Origin of the sequence: Fluviicola sp., from assembly GCF_029266855.1 — a bacterium.
In the GTDB taxonomy this organism is placed as follows: Bacteria; Bacteroidota; Bacteroidia; order Flavobacteriales_D; family Crocinitomicaceae; genus Fluviicola.
Window position 1 is genome coordinate 118562 of the sequence record NZ_JAQSWB010000003.1, and the last position, 14971, is coordinate 133532.

General features: G+C 41.9%; 16 protein-coding genes. 8 read left to right on the top strand and 8 right to left on the bottom strand.

Annotation, left to right across the window (positions count from 1 at the left end):
• Positions 1–80 precede the first annotated feature (80 nt).
• Positions 81–1031, top strand: a complete 951-nt coding sequence (locus tag K0S23_RS09130; RefSeq protein WP_300356403.1) for a hypothetical protein — start codon at positions 81–83, stop codon at positions 1029–1031.
• Positions 1032–1067: 36 nt separating this feature from the next.
• Here the strand turns inward: K0S23_RS09130 and K0S23_RS09135 are convergent, their stop codons facing one another.
• A complete protein-coding gene (locus K0S23_RS09135; protein ID WP_300356890.1) occupies positions 1068–1886 on the bottom strand; it encodes a 2,3,4,5-tetrahydropyridine-2,6-dicarboxylate N-succinyltransferase in 819 nt (272 codons plus the stop codon).
• Positions 1887–2056: 170 nt separating this feature from the next.
• Between K0S23_RS09135 and ruvX the strand changes: the two genes are divergently transcribed.
• From ruvX to dnaE, 7 genes are all read left to right on the top strand, one after another.
• Positions 2057–2473 (top strand): Holliday junction resolvase RuvX, encoded by a 417-nt coding sequence (gene ruvX, locus K0S23_RS09140; protein ID WP_300356405.1) that lies wholly within the window; start codon positions 2057–2059, stop codon positions 2471–2473.
• Between the two features lie 52 nt (positions 2474–2525).
• Positions 2526–3125: a peptide deformylase gene (gene def, locus K0S23_RS09145; protein ID WP_300356407.1), complete on the top strand. Its 600-nt coding sequence runs from the start codon at positions 2526–2528 to the stop codon at positions 3123–3125.
• On the top strand, positions 3125–3688 hold the full coding sequence (locus K0S23_RS09150) for a hypothetical protein (protein ID WP_300356409.1): 564 nt from the start codon (positions 3125–3127) through the stop codon (positions 3686–3688). Before def ends, K0S23_RS09150 begins: the two co-directional genes overlap by 1 nt.
• Before the next feature lie 90 nt (positions 3689–3778).
• On the top strand, positions 3779–4225 hold the full coding sequence (locus tag K0S23_RS09155; RefSeq protein ID WP_300356411.1) for a DUF1573 domain-containing protein: 447 nt from the start codon (positions 3779–3781) through the stop codon (positions 4223–4225).
• A gap of 11 nt (positions 4226–4236) precedes the next feature.
• Positions 4237–4611: a DUF1573 domain-containing protein gene (locus K0S23_RS09160; RefSeq protein WP_300356413.1), complete on the top strand. Its 375-nt coding sequence runs from the start codon at positions 4237–4239 to the stop codon at positions 4609–4611.
• A gap of 166 nt (positions 4612–4777) precedes the next feature.
• The gene (locus K0S23_RS09165; RefSeq protein WP_300356415.1) at positions 4778–5215 is read left to right on the top strand and encodes a DUF1573 domain-containing protein; all 438 of its coding nucleotides are present in this window, start codon (positions 4778–4780) and stop codon (positions 5213–5215) included.
• A gap of 166 nt (positions 5216–5381) precedes the next feature.
• Positions 5382–9767: a DNA polymerase III subunit alpha gene (gene dnaE / locus K0S23_RS09170; RefSeq protein WP_300356417.1), complete on the top strand. Its 4386-nt coding sequence runs from the start codon at positions 5382–5384 to the stop codon at positions 9765–9767.
• 125 nt (positions 9768–9892) lie between these two features.
• Here the strand turns inward: dnaE and K0S23_RS09175 are convergent, their stop codons facing one another.
• The 7 genes from K0S23_RS09175 to K0S23_RS09205 form a co-directional block, all read right to left on the bottom strand.
• Complete coding sequence (locus K0S23_RS09175; RefSeq protein ID WP_300356419.1) at positions 9893–10081, bottom strand: hypothetical protein; 189 nt, start codon at positions 10079–10081, stop codon at positions 9893–9895.
• A gap of 88 nt (positions 10082–10169) precedes the next feature.
• Positions 10170–10409: an Ada metal-binding domain-containing protein gene (locus K0S23_RS09180; protein WP_300356421.1), complete on the bottom strand. Its 240-nt coding sequence runs from the start codon at positions 10407–10409 to the stop codon at positions 10170–10172.
• 286 nt (positions 10410–10695) lie between these two features.
• Entirely contained in the window at positions 10696–11448 is a 753-nt protein-coding gene (locus K0S23_RS09185) for an SDR family oxidoreductase (protein WP_300356423.1), read from the bottom strand.
• Positions 11449–11513: 65 nt separating this feature from the next.
• Positions 11514–12365: a methylated-DNA--[protein]-cysteine S-methyltransferase gene (locus tag K0S23_RS09190; protein ID WP_300356425.1), complete on the bottom strand. Its 852-nt coding sequence runs from the start codon at positions 12363–12365 to the stop codon at positions 11514–11516.
• Positions 12366–12442: 77 nt separating this feature from the next.
• Positions 12443–12814, bottom strand: coding sequence for a hypothetical protein (locus tag K0S23_RS09195; RefSeq protein WP_300356427.1), 372 nt, complete (start codon positions 12812–12814; stop codon positions 12443–12445).
• 115 nt (positions 12815–12929) lie between these two features.
• Entirely contained in the window at positions 12930–13409 is a 480-nt protein-coding gene (locus K0S23_RS09200) for a group II truncated hemoglobin (RefSeq protein ID WP_300356429.1), read from the bottom strand.
• Positions 13410–13494: 85 nt separating this feature from the next.
• Positions 13495–14946 carry a S41 family peptidase gene (locus K0S23_RS09205; RefSeq protein WP_300356431.1) on the bottom strand — a complete coding sequence of 484 codons (1452 nt, stop codon included), beginning with the start codon at positions 14944–14946 and terminating at the stop codon, positions 13495–13497.
• Positions 14947–14971 lie beyond the last annotated feature (25 nt).

Sequence of the window (14971 nt, forward strand, 5' to 3'; positions counted from 1 at the left end):
AACGTATATAAATTGACCTTCTTTTGAAAAAGAGAGGGTTTTTATTTATATAAGAATAAAAACCAAAAACGCTACAACTTATGAAGAGAACTTCTACTCTTGCGGTAAGTGTTATGTCCCTTATGCTGGTCTTCAATGCAGCTGGACAGGCAAATACCAAATGGAATCTTGTGAATGATCCTTATTACGGATTTCCAAATTACACTAGTTTATTTCCAGGCTTAAAGAGTTCAATGCTGGGGGCTGTGAAAGATGATGACAATATTTCCAATATTGAAAGTCGTGGATCGGGCCCGACAGGCTTGCGAACTGAGTTTTTCCTCAACAATTGGTTCGGGGTTGGGGTGGATGCAATCTATAGTGGAAGCAGTGTGACGTATGACCGCCTGGATTCGGTTGTTGACGGAGTTTCCTATACGAATGCATATGAAAGAAAAATGAGCAGAGTGCGGATCCAGGCGCGTTTTAACTTCCATTTCCCGGTAAAAAACAAACGCCTGGATATGTATGGAGGAATTGGGATAGGCAGTAATGCAAAGTATAGAAAGTTATTTGTGAATGGTGTGGAAACGGAAGATAATACCGGTTTCTGGAAAGGATTTCCTACTATCCCGATCTCAATGCGAACATGCTGGGGATTCCGCTACTATTTTTCCAAGTTTGTGGGAATGAACTTTGAAGTAGGTATCGGCGGACCACTTATTTCGACGGGAGTATCTTCTCGTTTCGGATTTAAGTTGCCGAAAATACCAGGTATGGATGAGTTGAGCCCGGAAGGTGATAATCTTAGGAAAAAGGTTGAAGATGCGAAGAGAAAGCAAGAAGAGATCGAAAAGAAGGAAGGTGAGCTGAAACCTCAGGAAAATCCGGAAAAACAAAAGCTGGAAGAAGAGAAATTGCAACTCGAAAAAGAAAAGCTGAAACTGGAGCAGGAGAAATTAGAACTGGAAAAGCAAAAGTTCGAGGAGGAGAAAAAGAAGCTCGAAGAGGAGAAGAAGACTGAAGAGAAGAAAGAAGAGGAAAAACCATAAACAGTCGGGGCGCGATTAATCGCGCCCCGACCTATTTTATACTGCTACATGATGCTCTCTTAACGCATCGTTCAAACTCGTTTTCAGATCAGTTGAGGCTTTGCGTTTTCCAATGATCAAAGCACATGGTACTTGGAAATCTCCCGCAGGGAATGATTTGGTATACGATCCCGGAATGACTACCGAACGTTCGGGAACATATCCTTTTAGTTCAATCGGTTCTGGTCCGGTTACATCAATGATTTTGGTTGACATGGTCAGACAAACATTCGCTCCCAAAACAGCTTCTTTACCAACACGAACTCCTTCTACAACGATGCAGCGCGATCCGATAAAAGCATTGTCTTCGATAATTACAGGCGCCGCTTGCAAAGGTTCCAATACTCCGCCAATTCCAACGCCACCGCTTAAATGAACATTCTTACCTATTTGTGCACAAGACCCCACAGTTGCCCAGGTGTCAACCATCGTTCCCGAATCAACATAAGCTCCGATATTGATATAAGATGGCATCATGATTACGCCTGGAGCTACAAATGCTCCGTAACGCGCAATAGCATGAGGAACAACACGGACTCCTAATTCCGCATAATTTTTTTTCAAAGCCATTTTGTCGTGAAACTCAAAAGGTCCGACCTCAATAGTTTCCATCTTGCGAATCGGGAAATACATTACCACTGCTTTTTTCACCCATTCGTTTACCTGCCACGAGCCGTCATCGGTAGGTTCTGCCACACGCAATCTTCCTTTGTCAATATCTTCGATGACCTGTTCAATTGCCTGACGTGTTTCTGCCTGATCTAGTAATGCCCGGTTTTCCCAGGCAGCTTCAATAATGGAACGCATAATTTTGATTTTGGGACAAAAGTAGGGCTAATTGATAAAATGGAGAAGCGGAATAAAAAAATGATTTTGGTTTCGGGCACGTAATAATATAATCATTTTTTTTGACACCACCCTTCTAGGGTTATAAACCCTAGAACGTTTTTATCTATCTTTGAACGAACAATTTTTAAAATAATCTCTTGTCAAAAATCCTCGCAATTGACTTTGGTCTGAAAAGAACCGGCCTGGCTATCTCCGATGAACTCCAGATGTTTGCCTTCGGCTTAAAAACAATTGAGAGCAGAACCTTAATGGATGAGTTGAAAATACTGGTCGAAAAAGAAAAGATTGTTGAGGTCGTAATCGGTGAGCCGAAAAGATTAGACGCTTCCGACTCACACATTACCCAAAATGTACGTTTATTAAAAGAAGCGGTTCAGAAGAATTTTCCTGAAGTGTCGGTCAACCTCTTAGATGAGCGCTTTACTTCGAAAATGGCTTCGGCAGTGATTGCTCAAAGCGGATTAAAGAAAAAGGATCGTGAACAAAAAGGCTTGATTGATATGGTGAGTGCAGCAATTATCCTCCAGGATTACCTTCAAACCCGCATAAAATAAGGAAAAGTATTTCGAAAGAGTCTATTTCCTAACTTTGTAAAAAAAATCAAAAATGATATTGCCAATTGTAGCTTACGGTGATCCGATTCTAAAAAAAGAAGCTGTTGAAATTGATCAGGACTATCCTGAATTGAATAAACTGATCGAAGATATGTTCGAAACGATGTATGAAGCATCCGGAGTTGGCTTGGCTGCACCTCAGATTAATCGCTCGATTAGATTGTTTGTTGTTGACGGAAGTCCCTTTGCCGAAACAGATGATGAGGATGAAGAGGAAGATCCGAAAGCAATAGGAATGGAAGGTTTTAAACGCGTTTTTATTAATCCGATTATTGAGGAAGAAACCGGAGAAGCGTGGGGATTTCACGAAGGCTGTTTAAGTATTCCTAAAATCAGGGAAGAGGTTTACCGCAAGGAAAAAATCCGCATGACTTACTATGACGAGAACTGGCAATTCCATGATGAATGGTTTGACGGGTATAAAGCACGCATTATTCAGCACGAATACGACCATATTGAAGGGGTTTTGTTTACAGATCATCTATCTGTTTTAAAAAGAAGATTACTTACAAAAAGACTTCAAAATATCTCCCAGGGATTGATCTCTGTTGCATATAAAATGAAGTTTCCATCGTTCAAAAAAGGAAAATAATGAAATTATTGAGTGTAATTGCGCTTGGCTTTTTTCTGTTTGCCTGTTCTTCGAATACTGAAAAAAAGGAACAGACAGGTGAAAACGAACCAACGGGTAAAGATTTGCCATTAGCTATCAAGGAATTGAAGAACTTCGAGGATTCTTTAAGAAAAACGTCAGCTTCGGGGTCGCTCGAATATAGCCAGGAAACCGCAGTTGTTTATGCGGAGAAGTGTTTGGCTATTACCCATCGTTTTCCGAAATCCAAAGAAGCTCCGAAGTTTATGGACAAGGCACACATTATTTTTGCTTCGGCTAACTTGCACCAGCGCTCTGTTATTACTGCCGATTCATTGATCTTAATGTACCCGATGTATAAGAACCGGGCAATGGTGTTGGAAAGCCTGGCGGGAGCATACGATGTTTTTGTTGTTCCGAGACAAAAAGATAAGGTTAAGAAATACTATGAAATGCTGTTGAAAGAAAATCCGGATATGAATGTGGAGCAACGGAAACAGATAGAAGATCGTTTAAAGTATGTGGATTTGACCTTTGATGAATACGTTTCAAAATCAAATTAGTATTTTGGAATGATTTTCGTTAACTATGTGTTAAAGAAACCAGGAGGTAAAACTTTATAATCTATATTTACAACAACTAAAAGAAACAAAATGAAAAAGGTATTATTTACAATGATGTTAGCTTTTGTAGCTGTGATCGGTGCAAACACTGCGGTAGCTCAGGAAGTTCAAAACGGGGCTAAGATCGAATTCGCAAAAGAAACACATGATTACGGAAATATCAAATATGGAGGTAACGGAGCTTGTACATTTACTTTCACAAATACAGGTAACGCCCCTTTGATCATTTCAAATGCAAAAGGTTCATGTGGTTGTACGGTTCCTGAGTGGCCGAAAGAACCAATTGCTCCGGGAGCAAAAGGAGTAATTACAGTGAAGTATGATACAAAACGTTCTGGTGCAATTAACAAGAATGTGACAATCACTTCAAATGCTGTAAACGAGCCAACGAAAGTGATCCGCATCAAAGGAAATGTCGCTCCTCAACCGGAAGGAACAAGCCCTGTAAACGAAGGTGGAGCTCCGTCTGCTCACTAAAAGATAATCAAATGCGTTGTTTAGCTATCGCATTTCTCATAGTGAATTCCGCTTTTTGCATCGGTCAGAAAGCGGAATTTTCTGTTGATAAGGCTGTCTTCACTTTTCCTAAAACAAAAGAAGGTCCGGTCATTTCACACGATTTCGTGATTACAAACACAGGTGATGCACCGCTTATTATTTCAGAATACAAAGTTTCGTGTCCCTGCACAAAAGTCACCCTTCCTGATCCTATTCCACCGGGAAAATCGGCAGTACTCCACGTAACTTTTGAAACCAAAGGAAAGTATTACGAACAGGACCGTGCAATTATCCTTTCCACCAATACCAAAAAAGGAACTGAAAAAGTTCGTTTCAAAGTCTTCGTCATCCCCGAAGATGAGTGAAGATTAAGTCCTAAAATCCTGATGTCCTAAATGTCTTGATGTCCATCAAAAGGTTGTCTCAAAAATCAAATTTAACAGCTATTTAAGACTTGAGTTAAGGTCTTGTTAATCATTGGTTTTCCCTGGTTTTGATTGTGTAGATTGCTTCAATATTAAATTTCTACATATGAAAACAATCATTTTAAACATTGCATTGACTTGTGGGTCAGTATTCGGATTCTCTGACTTATTTGCACAGGAAGTAGCAAAAGGTCCTCAGATTTCCATTGAAAGTGAAACCCATAATTTCGGGGAGATCGATTATGCCGGTAATGGAGGTCATACCTTCGTTGTGAAAAATACCGGAAATGAACCTTTGCTTATTGAACGGGTAAATCCGAGTTGTTCCTGCTCCGTTTCGGATTGGACTAAAGAACCTGTTTTTCCGGGGGAAACTGCCAAGATAAACATCAGGTATGATACGAAACGAGCAGGACCTTTCAACAAAAGTTTTACCCTTGTTTCAAATGCTGTGAATCAACCCACAATGATCCTGAAGATCAAAGGAACGGTACTGCCGGCAAAGGAAGCCGTGCTGGAGTCGATTCCGGCTGTAACAAATTGATAGGTAATTGCACCCGTTCGTGATATAACGATATCATGTTATCGTTATATCCGGATATCACCCAAAACTTTCGAAGAATAGGGATGAGTTATTAACAAGCACCCGTCTTGTGTTTTATTCGTCCCTTTCTTTTAACTATCTTTATTGTCCCAAAAAAGGACTCACAATGTATTTGATTTTCGATACCGAAACAACCGGTTTACCTCGTGATTGGAATGCTCCTCTGACTGATTTAGATAATTGGCCCAGAGCGATCCAGATTGCCTGGCAATTACATGATGAGCTGGGGAATTTGGTCGAAGCAAAAGATTTCTTAATTCGCCCGGATGGTTTCGATATCCCCTACGATGCCGAGCGGATTCACGGGATTTCTACAGAACTTGCCATGGAACAGGGCGAGGCTTTGGAAGATGTTATCGCAGAATTCAACGAAGCCTTACGAAAAGCAAACTTTGTTGTCGGACAAAACATCCGCTTTGACCTCAATATTATGGGGGCTGAGTTCTTGCGGACTCAGGTTGCAACGAATATGCATGATCTCCCCGTTTTGGACACCTGTACGGAAGTTACTGCGGAACTGTGTAAAATTCCCGGGGGTCGTGGTGGTAAATTCAAATTACCGACACTAACGGAATTACACAATTACTTATTCAACGTTCCTTTCGGTGAAGCGCATAATGCAACTGCCGATGTGGAAGCGACTACGCGCTGTTTCTTTGAATTGATTCGACGGGAAGTTTTCACAAAAGAAGAACTGAAGGTTGAACTGGAATACTTCGATCGCTTCAAAATAGCGAATCCGGATTATATTCAGCCAATTGGGCTTACCCATCTGAATTTAAAAGAGGAAAGTGCCAAACTCAAAAAACAAACAAGTGATGATTCTGTTTCGATTGACGTCTCGGAAGCAAGGGAACGCTTAAAGGATGTTCCTTTTGTTCACTTGCACAATCATACACAGTTTACCATTCTTCAGTCTACAATGGATGTGAAAGGTTTGGTGAAACAAGCCATTAAGCACAACATGCCGGCTGTCGCGTTGACGGATATCGGAAATATGATGGCTGCCTTTCATTTCGAAAAAGCAATTGCCGGAATAAATAAAGAAATTGAGGCTGAAAGACAGGAAGCTGAGGAAAACGGACAAACGTATAACAGGCAGCCGCTCTTACCGATTATCGGTTGTGAGATGTATGTTTGCCGCGATCGTTTGGATAAAAGCGTAAAGGACAACGGATCACTGGTTGTTTTTATTGCGAAGAACAAGAAGGGTTATCACAACCTCATCAAGCTGGCTTCGATTGCGCATACTGAAGGAATGTATTATGTTCCGCGAATTGATAAATCGGCAATAGAACAATACCACGAAGACCTGATTGTCCTTACCGGGGGCTTAAATGGAGAAATCCCGAGCTTGCTCCTGAATGTAGGGGAAAAACAAGCGGAAGAAGCATTGATTTGGTGGAAGAATTTATTCCGGGATGATTTGTACGTGGAGATTATGCGCCACGGGCAGGAAGACGAAAACCGCGTAAATGCATCCCTGATCAAACTGGCCGAAAAGCATGAAATAAAACTGGTTGCCACGAATAATACCTTTTACGCTACAAAAGAGGATGCAAACACACACGATATTCTTCTTTGTGTAAGAGACGGTGAACAGGTAACGACTCCGAAAGGGAAAGGAAGAAATTTCCGCTTCGGATTGGAGAACGATGAGTATTACTTCAAATCATCCGATGAAATGAAGGAATTGTTCCTGGATTTACCGGAAGCAATTGAAAATGTAGCTGAAGTTTTAAATAAGATAGAACCTTATGCGCTTGCCCGGGAAGTTTTACTTCCGGCTTTCGAAATCCCTGACGAGTTTAAGTATCCGGAAGATGAGGTCGATGGCGGAAAACGGGGAGAAAATGCTTACCTGAGACATCTGACGTATGAAGGTGCGGCTAAACGTTATCCGGAAATCACGGAAGAGATCCGTGACCGTTTGGATTTCGAGCTGGCTACGATTGAAAAGACAGGATACCCCGGATATTTCCTTATTGTACAGGATTTTTGTCACGCGGCACGTGAAATGGACGTTTCGGTAGGTCCCGGACGTGGTTCTGCAGCTGGCTCGGCAGTAGCATATTGTACCGGGATTACCAATGTCGATCCGATTGCTTACGATTTGCTATTTGAGCGTTTCCTGAATCCGGATCGCGTTTCCATGCCCGATATCGATATCGATTTCGATGATGAAGGTCGTGGTCGCGTAATCGATTGGGTAATTCAAAAATACGGCTCAAACCAGGTTGCGCAGATTATTACTTACGGTACGATGGCTGCGAAGTCTTCTATTCGCGATGCGGGCCGTGTTTTGGATTTACCCCTGATCGAAACTAACAGTTTGGCCAAATTGATCCCGGACAACTTTTCATTGGATGCCATTTTCAATTGGGAAGAGCCCAAATTGGCAGAGAAATTATCCAACAGTCCGCAGGATCTTGCAAATGTCCAGGAATTGCGCTTGATTGCAAAAGGAACAGATATGCGTGCGCAGGTTTTGAGACAGGCTCAGCGCATTGAAGGTTCTGTCCGGAATACGGGAATTCACGCTTGTGGTGTGATCATTACACCCGATGATATCACCAATTTCGTTCCTGTCTCACTTGCAAAAGATACGGGAATGTGGTGTACCCAGTTCGATAACTCCGTTGCTGAAGAAGCCGGATTGTTGAAAATGGACTTCCTGGGACTGAAGACCTTGACTCTGATCAAGGATGCGGTAAAGAACGTAAAAAAACGACACGGTATTGATCTCGATCCCGATACTTTCCCGATCGACGATGAAAAAACATACGAGCTATTCCAGCGAGGTGAAACGGTAGGGATTTTCCAGTACGAGAGTCCGGGGATGCAGAAATACATGCGTGAATTGCGTCCTTCCGTTTTTGCGGATTTGATCGCCATGAATGCCTTGTACCGTCCGGGTCCTTTGGAATATATTCCCGACTTTATTAAGAGAAAGAACGGAGAACAGGAAATTAAATACGATTTGGATGCTTGTGAAGAGTATCTGAAAGAAACATACGGAATTACAGTCTACCAGGAGCAGGTAATGCTTTTGTCCCAGAAATTGGCAGGTTTCTCTAAAGGTGATGCCGATGTCTTGCGTAAAGCAATGGGTAAAAAGCAGCGCTACATCTTGGATAAAATGAAACCCCAGTTTGTTGAGCAGGGAGCGCAACGGGGGCACGATCCGGTAGTACTGGAAAAGGTTTGGAAAGACTGGGAAGCATTCGCATCCTATGCCTTCAATAAATCGCATTCCACCTGTTATGCCTGGATTGCTTACCAAACGGCCTATCTGAAAGCAAATTACCCTGCTGAATTTATGGCTGCGGTACTTTCCAATAACCTGAACGACATTACACAGGTGAGCTTCTTCATGGAAGAATGCCGCCGTATGGGAATTGAAGTACTTGGACCGGATGTGAACGAATCTTCGTATGAATTCACGGTAAACCAGGCCGGAGCTGTTCGCTTTGGTTTGGGTGGAATCAAGGGATTGGGAAGCGGACCGGTTGAAAATATCATCGAAGAACGTCAGAATGGGTTTTTCACCTCGATCTTTGATATGACCAAGCGACTGAATTTGCGTTTGGTGAATAAGAAAGCATTGGAGAGCATGGCCTATGCCGGTTGTTTCGATTCCTTCAGGGGAGCACACAGAGCACAGTACTTTGCTTTGGATCCCGGAGGGAAAACCTTTATTGAGAATGCGCTGAAATACGGAAACAGCTTACAGGATAACGAAAATTCTGCCCAGGTTTCCATGTTTGGCGAAGCAGCTGATGTGAAAATGCCCGAACCGACTATTCCACAGTCGGAAGAATGGAGTTTGTTATACAAATTGAACCGGGAACGGGAAGTAGTAGGAATCTTTATCTCCGGTCACCCGCTGGATGATTTCCGGGTAGAGATTGAAGCCTTCTGCAACGGAAACGTGGAACTACTCTCCAATGTGAAAAACCATTTGGGCCGCGATTTCACTATTCCGGCAATTATCACCGATGCTCAGCATTTGACGACTAAAACCGGGAAACCGTTCGGATTGATCTTAATCGAAGATTATACGAATTCACACAAGCAATACATTTTCGGAGATACTTATCTGAAATTCAAACACCTCTTGACCAAAGATTTGTTTGTTGCCATCAAGGGAAGAGTTCAGGAAGGGCCTTATCCGGACAAGATTACGAAAATGAAACCCATTGAGTTCAGCATTAACTCCATTGAGCAATTGCAGGATATGATGGGAACGAAAACAGCTACGATCAATATCACGGTTCCGATCAAACTCCTCGATCAGATGATGCTGAACAAGCTTGAATCCATGTTCAAGGAAAGCGAAGAAGGAAACTGTTCGGTTAAATTCACGGTGATCGACCATTTGGACAACCTGACAGTAAGCATGCCTTCCAAACGCTTGCGCATCAATCCATCCGCTAAAATGATCTCGGAAATGAAAGAAATGCAGCTGGAAGTGGGATTTGATACTAATTAAGTTGTGGCTTCTCCCCTTGAGGGGAGACTAAGAGGGGTGGGATTCCGTTATTTCTCCTGTCCACCATCGATTGTAATATACAAATTATTTCACCTTTCTATCATTAACATAAAAGCACTTTTGGATCACTTCCTCTTAATCCGATACTGATTGATTGAAAACCAAACTGTCCCGGTAAGAATTAACAACAAGGGCAAAGCACCTGGTTCGTCTTCAACTGTAATCATAAAAATAAGCAGGACAATTCCCAAGATCAGAATTGCAAGCGACAGGATTCTGCTTGTCTTTTGTGTCTGAGTCATTTCATTTTTCATCTTGTAAAGATTAGAACATGTCCATTAAAGTACTTTGAAATACAAAGTTGATGATAAAAAAGAAATACAGCAAATTTTTGTTGGGATATTAGTGTGTTTTCCATTTCATGTAAGCTTTTCCCATACAATGCCCACAAGGTCGGAAACAATGAATGCGGGATTCCTTTTCGGATGAAAAGAAAACCCTGTTTTCGCGTTTCATGCGTTTCCCTGATTTACAGTGAAGAGTTCCGTAAATCTTTAAACGGATATTCCCGGCAAAGACAATTTCGCCTTGTCTGATTTTTCTTCTCAGATCGCTGTTTGATAGGTCTGAATGCTTTATCATATTTAAAACCAGCTTGGTGAAAACGGCAGCGTTTGTAATCACCACCGTTTTTTAACTATTCATTTTTGTACCAGTGATTAATTCTGTCACCATTTTAAATTCTCTTGTGACGCTAAGGGGAGAACTTAAGAATTAAAATCTGCGTCAATCTATTAAATCTGCGAGCTATTTTGAATCCATTGGAATTTTCACACAGATTTCACGGATAACGCAGATTTTGAATCAACAATGGCTTTTTATGGACTTCTCTTTTAATCTTACGATCTTAATTTCCATTCAATAAGTGTTATTTCGTATTGGACAATCCACCATCAACCGCAATTTCTGCTCCGTGGATATAGGAAGCGTCATCGGAGGCAAGGAAAAGAACTGTTTTGGCAATTTCAGAAGCTTCTCCGAAGCGCTTGAATGGAAGTGTCGGGATAATCCCCTGAACTGCTCCATCGATTTGCTCAGCTGTAAGTCCGGTATTATTGAAGATGTTGGTTTTAATATATCCTGGGCTCACCCCATTCACGCGGATGTTTTTCGCGGTACATTCCGTCGAGAAGGTTTTAATAAAGGATTGAACAGCTGATTTGGCTGCCGAGTAAATGGAGAAATTATCGAATCCGAACCCGGTTACAATGGAAGTGTTCAGGATAATGGAACCTCCTGCGTTCATTAGCGGTAACAGTTGCTGAACGGTGAAAAATGTTCCTTTTACCAACAGGTTGAAAAGTTCATCGTAATGTGCTTCGTCTACTTGTTCGATGGAGGCGAATTTTCCATAGCCTGCGTTTACAAATAGAATGTCCAAATGGTTTGTGTGCAGCTTAACTTGATTTTGTAACTCGAAAAGGTCTTTCATTTTCCCTGAATCGGATACCAAACCAATCGCATTCGGACCTAGGGCTTTTACTGCTTTATCAACGGTTTCCCGGCTGCGTCCCGTTATAATTACTGTTGCTCCTTCTTGAATGAATTCCTGCGCTGTGGCAAAACCCATTCCGTTTGTTCCGCCTGTAATAAAGGCTACTTTGTTTTTGAATTTTTGCATGGTGTTTGTTTTAAACTTGAATGCAAAGGTTCGGATAGTTGGGTGGCGATAAAACCCGGAACTTGCTAAAGAAGTTCAGGATGTGCTTTTGTTCCTTCCCAGCCAATAATTGCTTTTTTGCGCGTGCTTCCCCACATATAGCCGCCGATTATTCCGGTAGATTGAATTACACGGTGGCAGGGAATCAGGAACGCAACCGGGTTACTACCGATTGCTGTACCTACTGCCCTTGAAGCTTTCGGGTGTTCAATTTGATTTGCAATGGTTCCGTAAGTTGTCAATTGCCCCATTGGAATTTTTAAAAGTGCCTGCCAAACTTTGAGCTGGAAGTCTGTTCCCTTCAGGTGCAGTTTGATCTCACTTAATTTGGTCCAGTCGTGGCTAAAGATGTGAATTGCATTTTGCTGAATGGGATCTGTCATTTGCCTGAAATGTGCATTGGGGAAATGCTGCTGCATGATTGAAAATGCAAGGGATTCATCTTCTGAAAAAGCCAGGTAGCAGATCCCTTTTTCGGTCGAAGCCACCAATATGTTTCCAAAAGGGCTTTCCGCAAAACTGTAATTGATAACCAGGTCTCTTCCTCCGTTTTTGTATTCGGCGGGTGTCATTCCTTCAATATTGATGAACAAATCATGCAAACGCCCCGTTCCCGAAAGCCCGGTTTCATATGCGGCTTCAAACAGCGTTGCCTGGTTTTCTTTTAAAAGGGCTTTGGCATATTCCACGGTGGTAAATTGCAGAAACTTCTTCGGACTGGTACCGGCCCATTCGCTGAAGAGCCGCTGAAAGTGAAAGGAACTGAGGTGAACTTTCTTTGCAACGTCTTCCAGTTTGGGCTGTTCTCTGAAATTTGCCTGAATATATTCAATTGCCTCTGCAATTCGCTGGTAATTGATTGTTTGCTGTTCGGTCATTGTATTCCGTTTTTTACCACAAAGTTCGAAGTAAAATAAACTTCATAAAACCCGGAACTTGCTTTATTTCGCCCTGCTTACGTCGATTCATGATTGCCACGATATCCGGGAATAGGAGTGTAGCCTCGTTTTTTGATGTCTTCGAAATCATCATTTCGCGTGGTTTTGATCTCCCAGGTCATAATATAGTCAGGGTTTTTAATGATTTCACCGGTCATTTTCTCACGGTATTCTCCTTCTTTTGCTTTTTTGATCGTATCCTTGTCGTAAGGTATTGTAAAAACACTCTTGTCTTCTCTGATTATCTTGAAAAACCCGTCCACGGTCAGTTTAGCAACAGTTCCATGTGTTTGGTACTGTTCAATTATTTCCCCTTCCTGGTCAGTAAAAGTAAGACCGACAAGAAATACTTTCCCTTTCAGATGATTTCGTAATTCGCTCCAATTCATACTGTCTCTTATTGATGTATTTTTTCAAGATACATATAATTTTATCGTCCGGAGGCAGATTAAATGCTATTATCTGTTAAGTTTTCTGATAATTTATAAAACGAAGAAAAGACATTTAATGGGTGTCGGGAATGTATGGTCCGCCAGTTTCTCCCCAGCCCCATTTCGGCATAGGTTCGTTGGTGTCCATCGGATTCTCTGTCAACTGGGAATTGATCACTGCAAGCCGTGTTCCCCACTCGATATAACCTACGAAAGCTGAACGGAACTCCGGATCGCTTTTAAGCCCGACCTCATCTGCGGTCTGTAATAACAGATGTACCCAGCGCTGCCGTTTTTCCTCTGTGAGCATCTTACCGATATGTTTGCCGATCATTTTGGCGTGACTGCCGTTGTCGTGTGTGCTGTACAATTTTTCCCCGCCAAAAACTTCTGCTACAAAGTTGGAAACGTGTTTCACATGTTCCGGCGACATATCCTTAAAAACCTCGCCCAACAGATCGTCCTTCAATACTTTGTCGTAAAACCGGGAGAATAAATTTTCAAAGGTTTGGATATCGCCTGCCCATTCGTATAAAGTGGGTATTTTTTTCATGTGTTGTTTATTGATCTTGATCAGGATCTAAAATACAAATTATTTGCCGCGATCGTTTGCCGGAATGCCCGGATCTGAGAGATTTTTAGTGCCGGATCATTTTTTTTGCAAATTCAAGCACCGTATCAACGCTTTGGAAATATTCTTCTATGCTTTGTTCTACCGGATAATCGGGTTTTATTCCGTCTCCGTATTTTTGATCGCTTAATTTTTGTACATCCTGCTCCAGGTCGACAATTGAAAAAGTGAGTAGCAAACCGGTTTTTGGAAGCTTGTATGTTACCGGAATGTGTCCGGTATGACCATAATATCCACCCAGGGTTTCCTGGCCGATGACAATGGATTCATCATCACTTTTTACCAGACTGGCAAATAAGGAACCTGCAGAGGCAACAAACGGACTGACTAAAAGATAGATTTTGCCGGAATACGCATTGGGTTTAGGAGTCCATACAGGGTTTGCTTTTTCATTCTGATAGTATTTTCTATTTCTCAAAACGGAATGCTCTTCTTGCAGGTCTTTTTCTAAGTCCCTGATCTCATTCTCTTCTTCTTCAAAATAATATTTCTTTAATGGCACTTTGTTGAAAAGCGTAAATGCGGAACGGTTTTCCCTGAAATTGCGTTTTGTCAGGTAAGAATAGAGTAGCAGATCGTTGGGATCATTTCCACCGCCGTTTTCCCGGATGTCCACAATCAGGTTCTGAATGTTCCTGGTCTTCAGGTCGGTAAAAACCGAATCAAGAAAGGCTGCATAATTTTTATGTCCTTCGCTTTTTGGTCCTCCCATACCAAAGGTGTTAACTGTCAGTAATGCGGCTTGGCTGCTGTCAATGTAATGAAAGGAATAATCGGCTGTTTTGTTTTTTTCGTACTCCGGAACAAATCGCTTTTTATAGTTTTCCCGGGCGTTTTTGTAGTCAAGGGATTTCAGAACTGTTTGTTGAATTCCCATGCTGTCTTTGTAACGAATGGTGAAAGCAGCTTGTTCTCCGTAAGCCAGGTAAATATGGAAAAAAAGGGCGCCAGTTTCAAGGAAAGCATATTTACCGCTCATGTTATGTCCGTCAGTGCTGGTGTATTTTGCAACTTCTGTCGCAAATTCGAAAGCATCTGCTCCATTGATCGAAAGGATTTCACTGCCTGCCGGAATGGTTTCGCAGGTGAGTGTTGAATACAGTTTGTTATTCAAAAACTTCAGAGGAATAGGGAAGAAGAGCTCTTGCTGACGAAGCTCCTTTTTCAGGGAATCGGGATAAGTCAGATCGTTGTGGCAGCTTCCCGTAAAGTCGATGACATTCCAAACCAGCTTGTAAAACTCGCGGTAGGAAGTTTGCTTCTTAATCTGCTTTCGATTTGCGGAAAATACACTGTCAATTTCCAGTTTCGTGTGGTATTTGTAAAGGCCTGCATTTGCTTTTTCGTAAATGCTTTGAAAAACATCAAAATCGCTTAAAAGGTTTCGTTTGCTGAATTGCTGGGCTTTGCATTCAAGGATTAGGAATACGAATATTATTGCTGAAAATAAATGCTTCATTTCACTTCTTACTGGAAGTCAAATT

Bases quoted from the DNA above. Each gene is read 5' to 3' on its own strand.
- K0S23_RS09130 (WP_300356403.1), top strand. From the start codon at position 81: ATGAAGAGAACTTCTACTCTTGCGGTAAGTGTTATGTCCCTTATGCTG.
- def (WP_300356407.1), top strand. From the start codon at position 2,526: ATGATATTGCCAATTGTAGCTTACGGTGATCCGATTCTAAAAAAAGAA.
- K0S23_RS09150 (WP_300356409.1), top strand. From the start codon at position 3,125: ATGAAATTATTGAGTGTAATTGCGCTTGGCTTTTTTCTGTTTGCCTGT.
- K0S23_RS09155 (WP_300356411.1), top strand. From the start codon at position 3,779: ATGAAAAAGGTATTATTTACAATGATGTTAGCTTTTGTAGCTGTGATC.
- K0S23_RS09160 (WP_300356413.1), top strand. From the start codon at position 4,237: ATGCGTTGTTTAGCTATCGCATTTCTCATAGTGAATTCCGCTTTTTGC.
- K0S23_RS09165 (WP_300356415.1), top strand. From the start codon at position 4,778: ATGAAAACAATCATTTTAAACATTGCATTGACTTGTGGGTCAGTATTC.
- dnaE (WP_300356417.1), top strand. From the start codon at position 5,382: ATGTATTTGATTTTCGATACCGAAACAACCGGTTTACCTCGTGATTGG.
- K0S23_RS09175 (WP_300356419.1), bottom strand. From the start codon at position 10,081: ATGAAAAATGAAATGACTCAGACACAAAAGACAAGCAGAATCCTGTCG.
- K0S23_RS09180 (WP_300356421.1), bottom strand. From the start codon at position 10,409: ATGATAAAGCATTCAGACCTATCAAACAGCGATCTGAGAAGAAAAATC.
- K0S23_RS09185 (WP_300356423.1), bottom strand. From the start codon at position 11,448: ATGCAAAAATTCAAAAACAAAGTAGCCTTTATTACAGGCGGAACAAAC.
- K0S23_RS09190 (WP_300356425.1), bottom strand. From the start codon at position 12,365: ATGACCGAACAGCAAACAATCAATTACCAGCGAATTGCAGAGGCAATT.
- K0S23_RS09195 (WP_300356427.1), bottom strand. From the start codon at position 12,814: ATGAATTGGAGCGAATTACGAAATCATCTGAAAGGGAAAGTATTTCTT.
- K0S23_RS09200 (WP_300356429.1), bottom strand. From the start codon at position 13,409: ATGAAAAAAATACCCACTTTATACGAATGGGCAGGCGATATCCAAACC.
- K0S23_RS09205 (WP_300356431.1), bottom strand. From the start codon at position 14,946: ATGAAGCATTTATTTTCAGCAATAATATTCGTATTCCTAATCCTTGAA.